The organism is Leclercia adecarboxylata (assembly GCF_035787115.1).
Classification (GTDB): Bacteria; Pseudomonadota; Gammaproteobacteria; order Enterobacterales; family Enterobacteriaceae; genus Enterobacter; species Enterobacter adecarboxylatus_E.
On sequence record NZ_JALKTL010000002.1, the window covers coordinates 431,084 to 448,976 of the forward strand.

Here is a 17,893-nt window from a genome sequence, read left to right on the forward strand (position 1 = left end):
GGCAAAGAAAAGGAGGCTGTAATTGGCCAAACATAGCCTGAAGATATCAATGTAACAGGCAGAACCTGCTTTTCATTACCGATAGTTATCGGCAATATAGCGTCATTCGCCGTCAAGCTTAGTTTCAGGAGAGAGAAAATGTTTGCAGTAATTTTTGGACGTCCAGGCTGCCCTTACTGTGTGCGCGCAAAAGATCTGGCAGAAAAGCTGACCGCTGAGCGTGAAGACTTTAACTACCGCTATGTGGATATTCATGCGGAAGGCATCACCAAAGCCGATCTGGAAAAAACCGTCGGCAAGCCGGTTGAAACCGTACCGCAGATCTTCCTCGATCAGAACCACATCGGCGGCTTTACCGATTTTGAAGCCTATGCCAAAGAGCACCTCGGGCTGTTCGCTGCCCAGTAAGCCTTTTACGCCCTCACTCTGAGGGCGTTTTTGTTTTCACGCGGCGGTTCTCCAGCGCCCGGCGCACAAACAGAAAGAACAGCGACCCTAACGCACACCAGAAGATCCCACTCAACAGCCAGGCCATCTCCTGCACCATCGTGCGTGACGGGATAAACACCAGGCGCATCACCACCAGACAGAGTGGCGCGGCGAGCATCGCGCCAACCAGCGGCCTGATGACTTCTCCCCCGCGGGAGACAAAACTGGCAGCGGCACCGGGCAAGGTAAAGAACAATAATCCCAGTTCAGGCCGCCCGGCGGCAATAAATGCCCCAGTGATGTTGAACGTCAGGCAGATGCATACACCGGTAAAAAGTAAAAAACAGCAAGCCACCCCAAACCAATTACGTTTAATATTCAAATCGTCCCCCTACATCGCGGGCAAATTCATTTCGTCCACTGGACGCACAATCAGATGGTTTATATGGCATTCCATGCCTGAACGGCGCGTCGTTACGCAATCGCTATCAGATGTTGCTGATTGTTATAAATAAAGTAATAGTTTGGTATTATTTTGCGATATATATTATAGTGTGCGGTCAGGCGTCACTGCGCGCCTCAACGCTGGGCAAACAGTAGCCTAAATCACCTGTCTCTTCAACCACTTACTGGTAAACAAGAAGTTATCCTTCGTGAACATAAACGTCGCAGAATTGTTAAACGGGAATTACATCCTGCTGTTATTTGTGGTGCTGGCTCTCGGTCTCTGTCTGGGTAAATTACGTCTGGGATCAATCCAACTTGGTAATTCTATTGGCGTTTTAGTCGTCTCATTATTATTAGGCCAGCAGCATTTCAGTATTAACACCGATGCGCTTAATTTAGGCTTTATGCTGTTTATTTTTTGCGTCGGTGTTGAAGCCGGACCCAACTTTTTTTCTATTTTCTTTCGCGACGGCAAAAATTACCTGATGCTGGCGCTGGTGATGGTCGGCAGTGCCCTGTTGATTGCGTTAGGTTTAGGCAAACTGTTTGGCTGGGATATCGGGTTGACGGCGGGGATGCTGGCCGGTTCGATGACCTCCACTCCGGTGCTGGTTGGCGCGGGAGATACGTTGCGCCATCTCGGCCTGGATAACGCTCAGCTCTCGCTGGCGCTGGATCACCTCAGCCTCGGCTATGCCCTGACCTATCTGATTGGCCTGGTGAGCCTGATCGTGGGCGCCCGCTATCTGCCGAAACTGCAGCATCAGGATCTGCAGACCAGCGCCCAGCAAATCGCCCGCGAGCGTGGCCTGGACACCGACAGCAAGCGCAAAGTCTACCTGCCGGTGATCCGCGCCTACCGGGTCGGCCCGGAACTGGTGGCCTGGACGGACGGTAAAAACCTGCGCGAGCTGGGTATCTATCGTCAGACGGGCTGCTACATTGAGCGCATCCGGCGTAACGGCATTCTGGCGAGCCCGGACGGCGACGCGGTACTGCAGATGGGGGACGATATCGCCCTCGTCGGTTATCCGGATGCCCATGCCCGTCTCGATCCGAGCTTCCGCAACGGTAAAGAGGTGTTCGACCGCGACCTGCTTGACATGCGCATCGTCACCGAAGAGATCGTGGTGAAAAACCACAACGCCGTGGGCCGCCGTCTGGCACAGCTCAAGTTGACCGACCACGGCTGCTTCCTGAACCGCGTGATCCGCAGCCAGATTGAGATGCCTATCGATGACAACATCGTTTTAAACAAGGGCGACGTGCTGCAGGTGAGCGGCGACACCCGCCGTGTGAAAACCGTTGCCGATCGCATCGGCTTTATCTCCATTCACAGCCAGGTGACCGACCTGCTGGCCTTCTGCGCCTTCTTTATTGTCGGCCTGATGATCGGGATGATCACCTTCCAGTTCAGCAACTTCAGCTTCGGCATCGGCAACGCCGCCGGTCTGCTGTTCGCCGGCATTATGCTCGGCTTCCTGCGCGCCAACCACCCCACCTTCGGCTATATCCCGCAGGGCGCGCTGAATATGGTGAAAGAGTTTGGCCTGATGGTGTTTATGGCAGGCGTCGGCTTAAGCGCGGGCAGCGGCATCAGCCACAGCCTGGGCGCGGTAGGCTGGCAGATGCTGGTGGCGGGGTTGATCGTGAGCCTGGTGCCGGTGGTGATCTGTTTCCTGTTCGGCGCCTACGTGCTGCGCATGAACCGCGCCATGCTGTTTGGCGCGATGATGGGAGCCCGTACCTGTGCACCGGCCATGGAAATCATCAGCGATACCGCCCGCAGCAACATTCCGGCGCTGGGCTATGCGGGCACCTACGCCATCGCTAACGTCTTGTTAACCCTCGCGGGGACATTGATCATCATCATCTGGCCGGGTCTGGGATAAAAAATATTTGCGCAATGGCGAAAAAATTTTCGTTATGCGCAGAACTTTTCTGCCAGACGTCAGTCATAACTATTGCCACTGCTTTTCTTTGATGTCCCCAATTTGTGGAGCCCATCAACCCCGCCGTTTTGGTTCAAGGTTGATGGGTTTTTTGTTGTCTTGAATTTATAATTTTACAAATAAATCACTTAAGCTATTGAATTGCTGCTCCTTCGCAAACATCTGGCGCTAAATACGGCCTTTCTTGTTGCCGGTCGTGGCCCGACGCAACTCCTAACCGCTACCATCGGAATCAAGCTACAGCCTGATATTGTGTTGCTGAGTGCGGCATATCTCTTGCGCCAATTGCTCCATCATACGGCCGTGTGAAGCAGGAGCGAGATTCGTAGCAACGCCGCCAACCAATCCACCACCAACGTTCGCACAGCGCAGAACTACCACTGCAATCTGTAACTAGATAATATTTTTGGATACCGAAATTCCAGGAACTGCGCAAGGTGGCCTCCGGTATGGCCTTTCACAAAAAATGGCGGCAGACCTACTTTTCCACACCTTCCAGCCTGACCCACAGCGCCTAACCGTTTTGGTCCGGTACACTGTTCAACCGGGGCCGCAACAAAGCGTACAAGGTGGATATTGACCTGACCCACAGCAATCTGGCCCGGGGCCTGCTCTGCCCGGACGGTCAGTACCGCCAGATCGTCACCGTGGAAGATGCGGTACGCGGCGGCTGTAACCTTTTCGACCTCGACCAGCTGCGCATGGAGTACAGCCCGGACGAATACCAGAACCTGCTGATGTGCGAGTTTATTGACGATCTGGCGTCAGTGTTCCCGCTGAGCGAGCTGCAGGCCTGCATGGTGGACAGCTGGGAAGTATGGTCCGATTTTCAGGCGCTGGCGCTGCGCCCGTTTGGCTAGCGCGAAGTCTGGATTGGCTATGACCCGGCAAAAGGTACGCAGAACGGCGACAGCGCCGGATGCGTGGTGGTGGCACCACCCACGGTGCCGGGCGGCAAGTTCCGCATTCTGGAGCGGCACCAGTGGCGCGGGATGGACTTCCGCGCCCAGGCTGACGCCATTAAGAAGCTGACCCAGCAGTACAACGTGACCTATATCGGCATCGACTCGACCGGCGTCGGCCACGGCGACTATGAGAACGTTAAGGCGTTCTTCCCGGCGGTCCGGGAGTTTGTCTACAACCCCAACGTCAAAAACGCCCTAGTGCTCAAGGCATACGACATTATCAGCCACCGACGCCTGGAGTTTGACGCCGGGCACACTGACATTGCGCAGTCCTTTATGGCAATCCGCCGCGCCACCACCGCCAGCGGCAATCGCCCCACCTACGAAGCCAGCCGCAGCGAAGAAGCCAGCCATGCAGATCTGGCCTGGGCAACGATGCACGCACTGTTTAACGAACCGCTGCAGGGCGAAGCCGCCAATACCAGCAACATTGTGGAGATTTTTTAATGAGTGATCTTAACGCCCCTGTCGATACCCTAACCACAGAAGAAACTAAAACCACCTCGGCAGAGGCTTTTAGCTTTGGTGATCCGATCCCGGTACTAGACCGCCGGGAACTGCTGGATTATGTAGAGTGCGTACAGATGGATCGCTGGTATGAACCGCCGGTGAGTTTTGACGGGCTTGGCGCGCACCTATCGCGCCGCCGTGCATCACAGTTCACCGATTGCCGTTAAGCGCAACATTCTTACCAGCACGTTTATTCCGCATCCTTTACTCAGTCAGCAGTCATTCAGCCGGTTCGTGCAGGATTACCTAGTATTCGGCAACGCCTACCTTGAGAAACGCACCAACAGGCTCGGCGGCGTTCTCTCGCTGGAGCCAGCCCTGGCGAAATATACCCGCCGCGGCGTTGACCTGGACACTTACTGGTTTGTGCAGTACGGATTCACCACGCAGCCCTATGAGTTCACGCCGGGAAGCATTTTCCATCTTCTTGAACCTGATATTAACCAGGAAATTTATGGGCTACCCGGCTACCTCTCAGCTATTCCGTCCGCCCTGCTCAACGAGTCCGTCACGCTTTTCCGCCGCAAGTATTACATCAACGGCAGCCATGCGGGCTTTATCATGTACATGACCGACGCCGCGCAGAACCAGGAAGATGTGAACAACATCCGCCAGGCCATGAAAAGCGCAAAGGGCCCCGGTAATTTCCGCAACCTGTTTATGTACTCGCCAAACGGTAAAAAGGACGGGATTCAGATCATTCCCCTGTCAGAGGTTGCCGCAAAAGATGAATTCCTGAACATCAAAAATGTTAGCCGTGATGACATGATGGCTGTGCACCGTGTACCACCGCAGATGATGGGCATCATTCCTAACAATACAGGCGGTTTCGGTGATGTAGAAAAAGCCAGTCGCGTGTTTGTTCGAAATGAGTTGCAGCCTTTGCAGAAAAGGCTGCAGGAATTAAACGACTGGCTTGAAGAGGAGGTAATTAGATTTACGCCCTATATCTTAGTTGATGATTAATTTTCACCTTATTTCTTTCTTCTTAACTCGCGTCTTGTCCTAGCTTCGACAAGGCGCTGAGGTTCGGTATAAAGACGGTCCAGAAAAATGTATGTAAAATCCTCTAAATCTTCCGCCGCTGCCTTATCCAGTATCCCCTCATGCGCGCCATCATTACCATCATCCTTTACACATTCTGCTAAATCCCTTAAGTCCCTTGGCAAGAAGTTATTAGCAAATAGCCATTCCATTCTTAAACCCAGGCTTCTCTTTATCTTTTGCGCAGGCCCTTCATCGCCATCAGGAATAAGATCTTTTGTTGCATAGTCGAGACAAAGTCTAAACATAGTGGCTGCCGCATTATAGCAGCCGATAGCCAAGCATTTAGCCCCTTCCTCATATGCGCTATTAATATGCTCAGGTAAATATTCAGGTGGCTCCCCCACTGCTAAATCAGCAGGGGAAATAGGGTTACCAACTTCAGCCACATCCCTTAAACCAAATCCCCCGCCGGCCCAATTAAACCCATCAAAGGTTTGACCTTTTTCTAACGGCCAGCATAGAAAGATCGTCGTTTTATGACATTCTCGGCATACACAATAAAATTCATACTCGTGAGTCTTAGTCAAACCCAAGCCGTTATACACCTTCAAGAGATTCCAGCCGTTGACGTCGAATGCAATTTTCTGTGAACCGCATCTTGGGCAGTCATCCACTAACGTGACCATATCTGTATCTCCCCTAGTAAAACAAGCCTAACCATTGAATATTGATGATTTGAAAAATGAGCATATTTGATACCACAAACTTCATCATTTCAACCATCAGCGCGCGCTCGTATCCCCGCCACGCCTGCCCACTTTAGAGAATGGTTTTCATGCAGGTGCGTAACATACGAAAAGTCCGTCACACCTGGCGGGCCTGAGCTACAACACTCCTCAAACGATCATGCGCTCTCATGCAGCATAGGCATGCACTTAGGGGAGAAGTAATGACCATTTGTATATCGAAGCAGAAGAACTAAGAAATCTTGAAGTGTGCTTTGAGCGATAAACATAGTCTGTAAAAGGTTTATTTTCCCGAGATACTCACTAGCCCCAATCTGCTTATCGCATTCTTAAAATCAAACGTTCAGCCAAGAATATCTGAACGTTTAGCTTTTATGGAAAAAAATGTATTGACTAGCGAATTGACGGTAACGTCAGGCACAAAGATTCATCATGAAGTTCCTGCATATAATCTGACCATAACCCTTGCGTCTGCATGGTCTCTTTCAGATAAGAATATTCGACTGAACGATGAAGCATTGTTGCTGACACAGCAGAAAAGGGGGATGTTTTCTGACACTCACCTAATATTGCCTCGACTAGATTCATAAGAATGTTTTTACGTCTAGTACTTGGACTTTCATTAAACCAATTAAGCTTTTCTATTGCGTCATCAATACTGCTATCTATGAGCTCCCCTGCTTTACAACGCGGTATAAACTTGTGCTCCCTGTGATTAAAATTTAAAACATCCACTGTTGTTTCACCTAAATCAGTTTTACCTTTAATACGATAACCTCTCATATAAAGGTGTTCTGGCGGTAAATCGTTGCATGGATTTATTATAGGATTGAGTACAACATTATGGCGTTGTTTAGAACCATTACAGTGACGGCATGAAGGAAGGAGATTCTCCCATTTAATGACATCATCAGGAAAAGTTTTTTTATCCTTAAAATGCTCAATTTCATTATAGGTGCTAGCCTCTTCGAGCTTGACCTCACAAAATGCACATTTACCATTACCTAATTTTAGACATGCCGATTTTACTTCCGGATGATGCCAGACAGATGTTCCATTATCTTTAAACTCCTGAGTTAAAGATAGAAGATCCATACGAGTAAAAAAATCAGGAATAAAACTCCGATCAAGCTTAATCATTTTACTCTTCTCTCTCTCGAATTGACATCAGGCTTATTTTAAGAGATTTACGAAGAACACTATTTTGATGCAACGCCATATCCAAATAATCATAAATTTCTTTAGCTTTATCGAAATCTTCTTCATCAACAAAACGTTCGAAATTATCAAGCAGTTCCTGAAGTTTTCTACTGAGAGTGCTTTCCATCCCCATTACATCTAACAAAACCTCTTCAACTGTCCAAGCCGAATAACCCAAGCCATTTTCAGGAAGTTCTTTTACTCTCACTGCGCCATCATTATCTGGTACTAACGCAATGATCTGATGTGATTTTGCATTCTGTACTACATGTGGGCTGTGAGTTGTGACGATAAATTGTGCTGATGGAAATGTTGTCGTTAGGGCTTCAGTGATTCTTGCCTGCCACTCAGGATGCAAATGGAGCTCAATTTCATCAATAAGAATCACTCCATCGAATTCTTGGGCGTAAAGATCTTGCTCCGGATAACGAAGCTCGATCTCTTTAATAATCCCGAGAAGGAGACTCATACATGATTTGAACCCCGAGGACAGATATTCATACCATATTACCCCGGTTGGAGTATTTACAAAAATATCGTAAGATTTAGGATCGACGCGATTGTAAGAAAACTGTGGATTTAAAATTGATATACACTCCCTTGCGAGATGTATATTTTTTATTGTATTAGGACCGTAACCATTATCTACTTTTTCAAACAAATCCCTCTTAGCAAACCAATCCTTGATATCATGTAAATTGACACCTAAATTAATTTGTTGCGAAACAGCATCATCGGATAGTGATTTATCTGCATTCAACGCTTCAAGATGTTTATAATCAAAGTTACGTAATGTTTCAAATTTTATTAGTTTTCTTTTATCGAATCCGTTATTACTAAAATGGTGGATTGTTTCTGTAGGCAAATGGACGTTAACATCTAACACTGGATTGAAGATGGTAGAATTATCTTCTATTTTTAGACTGACACTTCCTGTTTCAGAAGTGACATTGCGTTTTATTTTATTAGTGTATCCATAAAGAAAAGGAAAGGAAGCAGCAAGCAAGAGGGTAGATTTTCCAATTCCGTTAGGCCCACATATAATATTCATGTCAGGTCTAAATTTTACGTACAGGGATTTTATCCCCCCGACACCATTGATAGTTAGCTCAGTCAGTTTCATATATTTCCTTGTAATTTCTACTAACCCACACTCAGGATTAGCTCGATACTAAGTAACAAGCCAAGTATTGTAAATACAAAATCTTATTTTATATTCGAGCTAGAAAAGTGTGTTGCGCCCGCTGGTTGAGCAAACAGTACAAAGCTGACGACCATTGAAGGTAATGACCGCCATACCTAACGCCTCGCTTCACTCGTTGTTCAACCTTGCTCCCTCTGATAGGCTCTTATCGGGATCAACGTTTTAATGTAGCCATCTGTAGTCCTCCCTGACCTGCTACAAAATTTCCAGTACTCGCTTTTTACTTTCGTTCAGTTTTAAGCCGCTCAGCTCCAAGTCGTTAGCGCTTCCCTTACGTATGTGGATTGACGTTTTGGATAGAAAGGGCGCAAATTTCAGCAAAGCTCGGATTCAAGGGCTCCCAGTGTTGCCTGGCTTATCTTCTGCTCTTTATCGATAATTATTTCAATGCGCATAGATTCCCCCTAACTGGTAGAGTCCATTGTGCGGCAGTACTCATGGTTACGTATTTTTGCCATCAGCTCATCAGTCAGCTCAGAAACCCACTGAATAGCCAGCTGCTTTTCTTCTTCGCTACAATCGCTTGCTGCTACCAGCTTTAAGAAAAAATCAATGCGCTGAAGTTTCAATGACTCCAAAAGATAATCCTGCATTTCCCACCTATTACGGCCACTTACACAATATAACTGTATATATATCAACTGTTTACACATACAGTATAGTACCGATTTCTAAATGTGAAACGCTTTTTTGGCCTTCAATAAGAAAGCCCTGATATGACTCAATAACAGGAAATATTATTGGTTGGTCAATAATACTGCCGCCACTTGTCATCATCACGCAGCCACCCGTTCTGGTAAAAGATGCGCAACCCGCCCCCTGACGGAAGGCTGCCGCCGCGTAAAAGTAAATTAACCTCGTATTCACTGCCATCGAACCCTCTGGACTGCAGTTCATACTCAAGCTGAAGGCGCTGATGATCCGAAATGTTCTGTTTGTATTCCTTTTTCCGCTTCGGTTTAACGAGCCTCAGCCTTGCGGTCAGCTCACGGCGTTCTTTCCGGCCCATGCTGTGCAGGTACTCATGCAGCTCCTTGTCATTCATAGATTTAATCTCGGGTAGATCCCCCCTGTTTGGTTCAAATTTTCAACAGAGGGACAGTTATTGCCACGAGTCCAAGGGGCGCGAGCGCCCTGGTCGGCTGTCGCCTCCTGAACGTCAATGGCCTTACGAACCATTTTCCACTTCATCGTGTGTGCAGATCCGGCCCTCAACTATTGGGGACCTGATGCCATAAATGCGGATTCCGTGATCACCGTAGGTGCCCCGCTCGTCGTTAAGCTCGTATGCGGTACGAATAAGGTGATGTTTGCGGGGAACCAGAACGCCGCCCTGCTTCATGATGTAGGTCGCAAAGCAGCCCGCATCAGCGGCAGCTAACACGGCATCAAGCCGCGCATTTTCCAGCACCGGCGTACCTGCTTTTTTATCGCCCTGCGATCTCGCAGCCTGCCCGGCCAGCAGACGCAGCTCGCGGTATGCCTGACGCCCAGGAATGCCGAAGAAACGGAACTGCTGGACGCGGTGCAGGGATGCCCAGGCACTGACGTGCTCGGCGCTGTCGCGCAGTGATTTGCCGGTTTCTTTGCTAATCTCTTTCGCCAAGCCGCGCCCGTCGATATTCTTGCTGATGTATTTGGCGATATAGCTGGTCGGTGTGCCTATGCGCGGGTTGATTAGTTCAGACTTGAAGCGCGGGCCGGTATTGTTGCCCAGCTCGGCGCGGTCCTCACGAATGGCAAATTTTCGCAGCAACGCAGTGAGCGTGCGGCGGTCTTTTTTGCGCATGAAGCACAGCAGATGCCAGTGCACGGTGCCGTCATGGTGTGGTTCAGCAACGCGGACGCCATAGTCATATCAATTACAAGGTTTTTGGGAAGTGGTCCGTGCACTTTAGGGCTGGATACCACAGCAGAAGAAGACGAAGATTTTAAAGCTGTTTTGAGTCATCTTTATTCATTGACCAATGACACCAGGCTTTACGCACTTAAGTAAGTTCTGCATATGGTGCAGGAATGAAAATGTACATTCTCAAACCTGGTCACCCCGACGGTCGAGCAATGCTCTACATAAATAATGGCAAATTTCTTAAGCACATTTTTGTTTCAATTAATAGCCATCAATTTACGCGGTAAAATAAACCTCATATTTTACTGATTTTTGTCGATAATCTCATTTCACCTTTCACTATAAGCGCAAACTGAGGAATACGAATGAAAGTTGAAAGCAATTGGTTCGACGAGCTTCTTAAAGTAACAATATACCGCGATCTCTTGTATCGGGCTTCTATCTGGACGCTATTTCCTTTAATAACGCTAATTATTAACTGGAGAAGCAATAATTATTCTGCAGCAGATTATTTAATGAAAGCTTATGCATCAACTATGCCTGCTCTGAATTTTGTTTTTCCGGTAAGCACGATTATGGTACTGTTTGCTTTATATACAAAACACCGTGAGAGCATCTCTTCCCCAAAATGTCAGAATGTTAAAATATTCTATCACACGTTCAGACGCTTCACTTCCGATGTCCTTATCTGGATAGCAGGTGCACTGACCGGTTTAACGCTTTTGACCTTTATCAACTTTGGCATATTGTTTTATGATAACCCTCAAGATTTGACAATGGATAATATCGTCAAACTATTTCTTTCACTGTTCATACTTTTAGCCGTCCTGGGTTATTGTTTAACGACTTATGTTGCGATAAGAAAAGAAAAGTCTTTTCACTTTACGTCACCAAAATTAAACAAAGGATGGATTGTCACTGTTATTTATGGTGCTGCAATTGCAGTATGGTACGGTTATCTTAATTATCATAATATTCTTTAGCGACAGCCTATAAATAATGGCAACAACCTGGATCATCAGGACTGCATAACGCTGACTCCAGGTTATTTATTTAGCTTAAATGTCTTATCACATCCTTTTGCTATGGGATGTTACAAGCGGTCATCGATTTTATTATCATAAAATCCGGTTCGCATACTTCGCCCCCCCTTCCTCCAATTACCTGTTACGCTTAATACCTGAGACCACAATCCCCCGAGCCCAAGGAGTTCCAATGCTCGCGTTGTACAACACAGCGATCGTGCTTTTAACCGTTGCCGCCATGGAGTTAGTCGCCGCTCTCGCACACAAATACATCATGCACGGCTGGGGGTGGGGATGGCATGAATCGCACCACGCGCCGCGCACCAGCTGGTTTGAGATTAACGACCTTTACGCGGTGGTCTTCGCCGTGCTGGCGATTGTGCTGATTGCGCTGGGAACCTGGGGTCTGTGGCCGCTACAGTGGATTGGCGCCGGGATGACGGCTTACGGCGCGCTCTACTTTATGGTGCACGACGGGCTGGTGCATCAGCGCTGGCCGTTTCGCTATATTCCGCGCAAAGGCTATCTCAAACGCCTGTACCTGGCGCACCGCCTGCACCACGCGGTGCGGGGCAAAGAAGACTGCGTCTCCTTTGGTTTTCTCTATGCCCCGCCGATCGACAAATTGCAGGCGACGTTACGCCAGCGCAAGGCGCGTCGCGCGGCTAGCGAGGACGCTGCCAGAGCTGAGGCGAACGCGGTGCCTGCGTCGCAAAACGAGAAGTGATCGCCAGCAAAGCGCCTTTCAGCAGTAATCCCGACTTCTCAATCGCGCTGGTGCCCTGCCGCTTATCCCAGGCGCGGGGCCCTGCCGCGCTCACCTTCACGCCAATCTCACGATACACACCATGTGCCGAGGCGATCGCCCATGCGGATCGCAGCGGCAGCCCCGCCAGGCCTTGCCGGGCAGAAGCGTAGTAGGGCTCGGCCTCGGCCACCAGCCTTTGGGCAATGCCCGCGAGGGGCTGGCGCATCTGGTGTGCGGTGATCGCCGCCGGATCGATACCTGCCTCTGCCAGCCACCGGGACGGCAGATAGCAACGGCCCACGCGGGCATCCTCCACGATATCTCTGGCGATATTGGTCAGCTGGAACGCCAGGCCTAAATCGCAGGCGCGATCGAGCACCGCGTCATCGCGCACGCCCATCATCCGCGCCATCATCAGCCCCACCACGCCCGCCACGCGATAGCAGTACTGCAGGGTATCGTCGAAGGTCTCGTAACGCGTCTCGCGCACGTCCATGGCAAAGCCATCAAGGTGATCGTAAGCCAGCTGCAGCGGGATGTTGTGGCCCAGGGCCACCTCCTGAAAGGCGGCAAAGGCGGGCTCATGCATCTCGCCCCCCTCCCACGCGCGCCGGGTCTGGTGTCTGAGCATCTCCAGGCGCTGCTCTGCCAGGGCGTTGTCCACGGGCGCGGCGTTGAAGCCCAGCTCCTGCCCGTCGATCACGTCGTCGCAGTAGCGACACCAGGCGTAGAGCATCAGCACGCTCCGCCGGGTGGCGGGATCGAAGAGTTTTGCGGCGGTGGCAAAGCTTTTCGATCCCACGGCGATAGTGTCGTTGGCGTGATCCATCAGGGTGGTGTTCATCGGTTAAGCGCCTCCAGCATCAGCCCTGCCGTCGCTTTTGCCGAACCAATCACCCCGGGGATACCGGCGCCCGGATGGGTTCCGGCGCCGACCAGGTACAGGTTGGGGATGCGGCTGTCGCGGTTATGCGGCCGGAACCAGGCGCTCTGGCGCAGGATCGGTTCGACAGAAAAGGCCGAACCCAGATGCGCCCCAAGCTGGTCGCGAAAATCAAAGGGGGTGAACATACGGTGGGTCACCAGCTGGCTGCGCAGCCCCGGCATGTAGTGGGCTTCGAGATAGTCAAAAATCCTGTCACGCAGGCGCGGCCCCTCCACGGCCCAGTCGAGATCCGCGGTGCCTAAGTGGGGCACCGGCGCTAACACGTAATAGCTGCCGCAGCCCGGCGGCGCCAGGGAGGGATCGGTGACGCAGGGGGCATGCAGATAGAGGGAAAAATCCTCCGCCAGGGCGTTTTTATTAAATATCTCGTCGATCAGCTCTTTATAGCGCGGCCCGAAACAGACCGTATGGTGGGCCAGATCGTGCTGCTTGTTGAGGCCAAAATAGAGCACAAACAGGGAATTACTCATGCGTTTGCGCCGGAGCGAGGCCGAACGCGCCGCCCCCACCGGATGATGCCCCAGCAGCTTCTCATAGGTGTGCACCACGTCAGCATTGGAAGCGACCGCCGCAACCGGGATCGTCCGGCCATCTTTCAGCTCCACGGCGCTGATGCGATCCCCCGCGGCCTGCAGCCGGGTCACCTCCGCATTCAGCTGCAGCTCGCCGCCCAGATCCTGATAGAGCTTCACCAGCCCCTGCACCAGCGCCCCGGTACCGCCCCGGGCAAACCAGACGCCCCACTCACGCTCAAGGGCGTGGATCAGGGTGTAAATGGACGACGTGGCAAAGGGATTGCCTCCCACCAATAGCGAATGAAAGGAGAACGCCTGGCGCAGCTGTTCGTTTTCGATAAAGCGGGAGACCATACCGTAAACGCTGCGCCAGGCCTGGAGCCGGGTGAGCTGCGGTCCGGCGCGCAGCATGTCGCGAAAAGAGAGGAAGGGTACCGTACCGAGCTTGAGATATCCCTCGTTAAACACCGCGCGTGAGTAGGCATGGAATTTGCGATAACCTTCCACGTCGCGGGGGTTAAAACGGCTTATCTGCTCTTCCAGCCGCGTCTGCGCGTTGTCGTAGTCAAACACCTCCCCCGTCTCCCAGCGCAGGCGATAAAACGGCGTTACCGGCAGCAGCTCGACATAATCCGCCATCCGTTTGCCGGCCAGGGTAAAGAGCTCTTCAATGGCGCTGGGATCGGTAATCACCGTCGGCCCGGCGTCAAAGGTAAATCCCTCATCGTGATACACGTAAGCGCGCCCGCCGGGCTTATCCCGCTGCTCCAGCAGGAGTGTGTCGATGCCCTGCGCCTGCAGCCGAATGGCCAGGGCTAATCCGCCAAAACCGGCGCCAATAATCACTGTTTTATTCATGGTGAAACGCTCGCATCCGGGGAGTGAGTTTCAGTATGGCGAGCATCGCTTCGCCGACGGGAACCGGGGGCTTACCTGCCAGGATCCGCGCTTTGTCGGCCAGAGTGGTGTGCCCGGCGTAAAAGCGGGCAATCAGCCCTTCGTTAAGAGAGTAAAACCGCTGCATCACCCGCCAGCGCTTATCGGCATCTCCCGCCAGGAACAGCATGCGGTTGAGAGAGCGGTAAAAACGCTGCTCGCGCCACTGGCGCAGGGCATAGCGATGAATAACGGAAAAGAGTGCGGTCGCGCTGCTGTCCCCGCTTGCGGCAATGGCTTCGGCCAGCGCCACCGCATGCGGCAGCGAATAGCCGGTGGTGGCATGAAACAGCCCGGCGCGCAGGCCGCTGCACGGCTGCCTGCCCTTCGCCTGCCAACAGGCCGAAAAATCCCCCGCCAGCATAATGGGCAGATGGCCCTGCTCTTCGCGGATGAGATGGGCCAGCGCCCAGCCCTGCTGGCGGGCGTAACAGGCGATATTTTGCCGCGCGAGGCTGAGATCAAGCCGGGCGGCGTCAACGTAATGGGTGTCTTCGATTAAGAGTTCGGTGGCGGAAAGCGGCAGGGTATAGACGAAACGATACCCGCCCTGCTGATCGACCGTGGCGTCCATCAGGATCGGCCGCGTCAGGCCATGGGGCCGGCTCAGCTGCCACTCCTGACCGAGGAAGGACTGGCTGCCGGTGCTGAGGTACCTGTCCGGCGCGTGGCCCCGGCCATCAATGACCGCCCGGGCATGGAGCATAGTGCCGTCGGCAAGCGTCACCGACGCCGGGGTGAGCGCGGTGACAGCAGCGCAGGTATCCAGGCTCTCGCCCATTGCTTCGGTCAGTACCTCGGCAAAACGCGTGGAGGTGATACTGAGATAGTCTCCGGCCAGGGTACGGTTGAGATCGGGAAAACGGACGTCGTAACCCTGCCAGCGATGGGCCACCAGCGGGGCAATCCACCGGTGCTGCTCAGGGGTGATGTCAGCCTGATGAAAGGACCAGGTGTGATTCCCGCCAGGCTTGCTGTCCGCCTCAAGAAGCCGCACGCGCAGGTCCGGGCGCAGCTGGCGCAACCGTAAGGCGATCAGCCCGTTCGCCAGCCCACCGCCCGCTAAGATGAGGTCCCACTCTGGCGCCATTACGTTTGCGCCACCAGCGTGGCCTGACGCAGCTGCGCCAGGTTTGCACTGCCGGTGCAGAAACAGGCGACGCGCAGCTGGTCGATAATCACCTGAAAATGGTCAACGACCGCCTCGCTGGAGGTTAACGCGCTTTGCAGCACCCCGGCTGCCTGCCCTACCAGATTTGCGCCTAAGCGAATCGCTTTTGCCGCCTCAATGCCGTTGGCGATCCCGCCCGAGGCCACCAGCGGCATATCGGGCAGGGCCTGATGCAGATCCTGGAGCGCCGTGGCGGTCGGGATCCCCCAGTCGGCAAAGGCCATCGCCACCGCCCGGCCGTGAGCCGTGACGGCGAGTTCACCCTCAACCGCCGCCCAGCTGGTGCCGCCGGCGCCGGCGACATCCAGCATCGCCACCCCCGCCGCCGCCAGCTGGCGGGCAACCGGCACCGATATCCCGTTGCCCACCTCTTTTACCACCACCGGCACATGCAGCGCCTCGACGGTGCGATGGATGGCATCGATAACCCCGCACCAGTTGCGATCCCCACCGTGCTGCAGCGCCTCCTGCAACGGGTTAAGGTGGATAATCAGCGCATCTGCCGCGAGGGTATCGACGGCGCGCCTGGCATAGTCAAGGCCCTGTCGGCCCGCGATTTGCGCCGCGCCGAGGTTGGCCATCAGTACAATGTCCGGAGCATAAGCCCGCAGTTCGCGCGTCAGGCCATATCTGGCCTCGCTCTCCAGCGCCACGCGCTGGGAGCCCACCCCCATTGCCAGCCCCAGCGTCTGCGCGGCAAGGGCAAGGTGTTGGTTAATCTGGCTCGCCCGGCGGGTGCCACCGGTCATGGAGCTTATCAGCAGCGGCGCGTTCAGGGTCCGGCCAAACAGCGAGGTGGAGAGATCGATCTCATCAAGATGCAGTTCGGGCAGTGCGCAATGCCCGAAACGCCATTTTTCAAAGCCGCTGGTACACTTTTTTGCGCCGGGCGTGCTGTTCAGTACGATATCGAGATGATCGCTTTTACGTTGCGACAGGCTGCTCATTGACACTCCGACAGGGATAACGACAGGCTCTGGCTGATAAGCGTCAGCTGTTTTTCAAACCAGGTGTGAATATAGTAGCGGGTGGTATTGCCCGGCTGGCAGGCGGTAGCGATATGCTGATCGGCGCTGCGCACGTGCTCGCGCAGCCGCAGGAACACGCTTTCGGCCCCGAGCACGGCGACCAGCGTCGATTTACCTTTATCCTGATGGGGATCTTTGCCGGTGGAACTGGAACCGTCCGTCAGGTCATCAATCAGCTGGAAGGCCTGGCCAAGATCGCGGGCGAAAAAGCGCAGCCGTTCGCTGACCTGGGGCGGCGCTTCAGCCGCGATGGCCGCCAGCTGGAGGGTGGCATTGAAGAGACTGCTGGTTTTAAGCTCATTGGTCAGCAGGATCTCGTCGGTATTCCGGCTCTGTCGGGCCTCATTCAGATCGCGAAACTGCCCCTGCACCAGCCCCATATGCCCGACAGATGCCGACAGCTCCGCCATCGCACGTGCTTTTGCCTCATGCGTCAGCGCAGGCGAACGGGAGATAACGCAGAAAGCGTGGCTCAGCAGCGCTACCGCCGCCAGGATCGCCACGTGTTCACCATACTGATAGTGTACCGTCGGTCGCCCGCGTCTGAGCGTGGCATTGTCCATGCAGGGCATGTCATCCAGAATCAGGGAGGCGACGTGCACCATTTCAATGGCGCAGGCCAGGTCGAGAAGGCCCGTCTGCTCCGTTTTATAGCCCATGTCCCTCGCCGCCAGCAGCAACAACAGAGGACGCATCCGCTTGCCGGCGACCAGCGTGGCATCACGCATGGCCGCATAGACCTGGCCTTCCTGCTCGCCCGCGGGCAGAAGGTATTCAAGACGTTGTTCAAACGCAGACAACAGCATTTTTACATCATCTTCATGACTAAGGGTCATAGTGGCTTCCCCGGTGTAATAGTGGCGACGTCCGCAGAAGAGGTAAAAACGCTTGCCGCAGGTTGGTTTACAAAGCGTAGCGTATCCTTCTGCGTTTTGTTGCCCGGCGGAAAAAGAGAAACCATACATGAAATAAACTAATATTAAAATCAAATAGTTAAAAGAAAATTCATCATGTAAATTGCACAGAAATTTACATTTGTAGAGATTTTCGGCACCCTGCCGTCAGGGTGAAGTCGGCGCAGCGCCACCGGGCTGGATAAACCACTCTCCATGGAATGAAGTCAGGCGAAAAAATTAAAACCAAATAATACTCAAAATAATGGCGCTAATAAGAATACCGATTTCACTTAAATGCACTTCTGCTATCGGCATTTTGAAAAACAGATAAAATTTGAA

Annotated in this window: 14 protein-coding genes and 4 pseudogenes; 6 read left to right on the forward strand and 12 right to left on the reverse strand. The window is 52.6% G+C overall.

Annotated elements, in window-relative coordinates:
* The first annotated feature begins 138 nt into the window (after positions 1-138).
* Entirely contained in the window at positions 139-408 is a 270-nt protein-coding gene (locus MXM41_RS09480; protein ID WP_138369484.1) for a GrxA family glutaredoxin, read from the forward strand.
* A gap of 13 nt (positions 409-421) precedes the next feature.
* On the opposite strand, the gene MXM41_RS09485 is transcribed toward MXM41_RS09480, so the two are convergent.
* Entirely contained in the window at positions 422-811 is a 390-nt protein-coding gene (locus tag MXM41_RS09485) for an inner membrane protein YbjM (protein ID WP_325931527.1), read from the reverse strand.
* Between the two features lie 271 nt (positions 812-1,082).
* On the opposite strand from MXM41_RS09485, the gene MXM41_RS09490 reads away from it, so the two are divergent.
* The 3 genes and pseudogenes from MXM41_RS09490 (at position 1,083) to MXM41_RS09505 (ending at position 5,269) form a co-directional block, all read left to right on the forward strand.
* Positions 1,083-2,768, forward strand: a complete 1,686-nt coding sequence (locus MXM41_RS09490) for an aspartate:alanine antiporter (RefSeq protein ID WP_325931529.1) — start codon at positions 1,083-1,085, stop codon at positions 2,766-2,768.
* Between the two features lie 411 nt (positions 2,769-3,179).
* Positions 3,180-4,240, forward strand: a pseudogene (locus tag MXM41_RS09500) (terminase large subunit domain-containing protein); the annotation flags it as partial.
* Positions 4,240-5,269: pseudogene (locus tag MXM41_RS09505) on the forward strand (phage portal protein). The pseudogenes MXM41_RS09500 and MXM41_RS09505, both read left to right, overlap by 1 nt.
* An 8-nt stretch (positions 5,270-5,277) precedes the next feature.
* On the opposite strand, the gene MXM41_RS09510 reads toward MXM41_RS09505, so the two are convergent.
* The 6 genes and pseudogenes from MXM41_RS09510 to MXM41_RS09535 all read right to left on the reverse strand — a co-directional run.
* Positions 5,278-5,976: a DUF4145 domain-containing protein gene (locus MXM41_RS09510; protein WP_159339231.1), complete on the reverse strand. Its 699-nt coding sequence runs from the start codon at positions 5,974-5,976 to the stop codon at positions 5,278-5,280.
* A 453-nt stretch (positions 5,977-6,429) separates the two neighbouring features.
* Positions 6,430-7,176 (reverse strand): hypothetical protein, encoded by a 747-nt coding sequence (locus tag MXM41_RS09515; RefSeq protein ID WP_325931534.1) that lies wholly within the window; start codon positions 7,174-7,176, stop codon positions 6,430-6,432.
* A gap of 1 nt (position 7,177) precedes the next feature.
* On the reverse strand, positions 7,178-8,359 hold the full coding sequence (locus MXM41_RS09520; protein ID WP_325931535.1) for an AAA family ATPase: 1,182 nt from the start codon (positions 8,357-8,359) through the stop codon (positions 7,178-7,180).
* A 276-nt stretch (positions 8,360-8,635) separates the two neighbouring features.
* Positions 8,636-8,835, reverse strand: a pseudogene (locus MXM41_RS09525) (DinI-like family protein).
* A gap of 9 nt (positions 8,836-8,844) precedes the next feature.
* On the reverse strand, positions 8,845-9,033 hold the full coding sequence (locus MXM41_RS09530) for a hypothetical protein (protein WP_325931537.1): 189 nt from the start codon (positions 9,031-9,033) through the stop codon (positions 8,845-8,847).
* Positions 9,034-9,188: 155 nt separating this feature from the next.
* Positions 9,189-10,292: pseudogene (locus MXM41_RS09535) on the reverse strand (replication endonuclease); the annotation flags it as partial.
* Positions 10,293-10,654: 362 nt separating this feature from the next.
* On the opposite strand from MXM41_RS09535, the gene MXM41_RS09540 reads away from it, so the two are divergent.
* Together MXM41_RS09540 and MXM41_RS09545 are read left to right on the forward strand one after the other, a co-directional pair.
* Positions 10,655-11,272 (forward strand): hypothetical protein, encoded by a 618-nt coding sequence (locus tag MXM41_RS09540; RefSeq protein WP_325931538.1) that lies wholly within the window; start codon positions 10,655-10,657, stop codon positions 11,270-11,272.
* 232 nt (positions 11,273-11,504) lie between these two features.
* Positions 11,505-12,041: a sterol desaturase family protein gene (locus MXM41_RS09545; protein ID WP_325931539.1), complete on the forward strand. Its 537-nt coding sequence runs from the start codon at positions 11,505-11,507 to the stop codon at positions 12,039-12,041.
* On the opposite strand, the gene crtB is transcribed toward MXM41_RS09545, so the two are convergent.
* The 5 genes from crtB to MXM41_RS09570 are packed head-to-tail and all read right to left on the reverse strand — an operon-like array spanning position 11,980 to position 17,494.
* Positions 11,980-12,906 carry a 15-cis-phytoene synthase CrtB gene (crtB, locus tag MXM41_RS09550; protein WP_325931541.1) on the reverse strand — a complete coding sequence of 309 codons (927 nt, stop codon included), beginning with the start codon at positions 12,904-12,906 and terminating at the stop codon, positions 11,980-11,982. The genes MXM41_RS09545 and crtB overlap by 62 nt on opposite strands.
* Positions 12,903-14,381: a phytoene desaturase gene (locus tag MXM41_RS09555; RefSeq protein ID WP_325931543.1), complete on the reverse strand. Its 1,479-nt coding sequence runs from the start codon at positions 14,379-14,381 to the stop codon at positions 12,903-12,905. The genes crtB and MXM41_RS09555 overlap by 4 nt, the downstream gene beginning before the upstream one ends.
* Positions 14,374-15,549: a lycopene beta-cyclase CrtY gene (crtY, locus tag MXM41_RS09560; protein ID WP_325931545.1), complete on the reverse strand. Its 1,176-nt coding sequence runs from the start codon at positions 15,547-15,549 to the stop codon at positions 14,374-14,376. The genes MXM41_RS09555 and crtY overlap by 8 nt, the downstream gene beginning before the upstream one ends.
* On the reverse strand, positions 15,549-16,577 hold the full coding sequence (gene fni / locus MXM41_RS09565) for a type 2 isopentenyl-diphosphate Delta-isomerase (protein ID WP_325931547.1): 1,029 nt from the start codon (positions 16,575-16,577) through the stop codon (positions 15,549-15,551). The genes crtY and fni overlap by 1 nt, the downstream gene beginning before the upstream one ends.
* Positions 16,574-17,494: a polyprenyl synthetase family protein gene (locus MXM41_RS09570; protein ID WP_325931549.1), complete on the reverse strand. Its 921-nt coding sequence runs from the start codon at positions 17,492-17,494 to the stop codon at positions 16,574-16,576. Before MXM41_RS09570 ends, fni begins: the two co-directional genes overlap by 4 nt.
* Positions 17,495-17,893 lie beyond the last annotated feature (399 nt).

What these genes read in the sequence shown, in the direction of transcription:
- MXM41_RS09480 (WP_138369484.1), top strand. Translation starts at nt 139, where the DNA reads ATGTTTGCAGTAATTTTTGGACGTCCAGGCTGCCCTTACTGTGTGCGC.
- MXM41_RS09510 (WP_159339231.1), bottom strand. Translation starts at nt 5,976, where the DNA reads ATGGTCACGTTAGTGGATGACTGCCCAAGATGCGGTTCACAGAAAATT.
- MXM41_RS09515 (WP_325931534.1), bottom strand. Translation starts at nt 7,176, where the DNA reads ATGATTAAGCTTGATCGGAGTTTTATTCCTGATTTTTTTACTCGTATG.
- MXM41_RS09520 (WP_325931535.1), bottom strand. Translation starts at nt 8,359, where the DNA reads ATGAAACTGACTGAGCTAACTATCAATGGTGTCGGGGGGATAAAATCC.
- MXM41_RS09530 (WP_325931537.1), bottom strand. Translation starts at nt 9,033, where the DNA reads ATGCAGGATTATCTTTTGGAGTCATTGAAACTTCAGCGCATTGATTTT.
- MXM41_RS09540 (WP_325931538.1), top strand. Translation starts at nt 10,655, where the DNA reads ATGAAAGTTGAAAGCAATTGGTTCGACGAGCTTCTTAAAGTAACAATA.
- MXM41_RS09545 (WP_325931539.1), top strand. Translation starts at nt 11,505, where the DNA reads ATGCTCGCGTTGTACAACACAGCGATCGTGCTTTTAACCGTTGCCGCC.
- crtB (WP_325931541.1), bottom strand. Translation starts at nt 12,906, where the DNA reads ATGAACACCACCCTGATGGATCACGCCAACGACACTATCGCCGTGGGA.
- MXM41_RS09555 (WP_325931543.1), bottom strand. Translation starts at nt 14,381, where the DNA reads ATGAATAAAACAGTGATTATTGGCGCCGGTTTTGGCGGATTAGCCCTG.
- crtY (WP_325931545.1), bottom strand. Translation starts at nt 15,549, where the DNA reads ATGGCGCCAGAGTGGGACCTCATCTTAGCGGGCGGTGGGCTGGCGAAC.
- fni (WP_325931547.1), bottom strand. Translation starts at nt 16,577, where the DNA reads ATGAGCAGCCTGTCGCAACGTAAAAGCGATCATCTCGATATCGTACTG.
- MXM41_RS09570 (WP_325931549.1), bottom strand. Translation starts at nt 17,494, where the DNA reads ATGACCCTTAGTCATGAAGATGATGTAAAAATGCTGTTGTCTGCGTTT.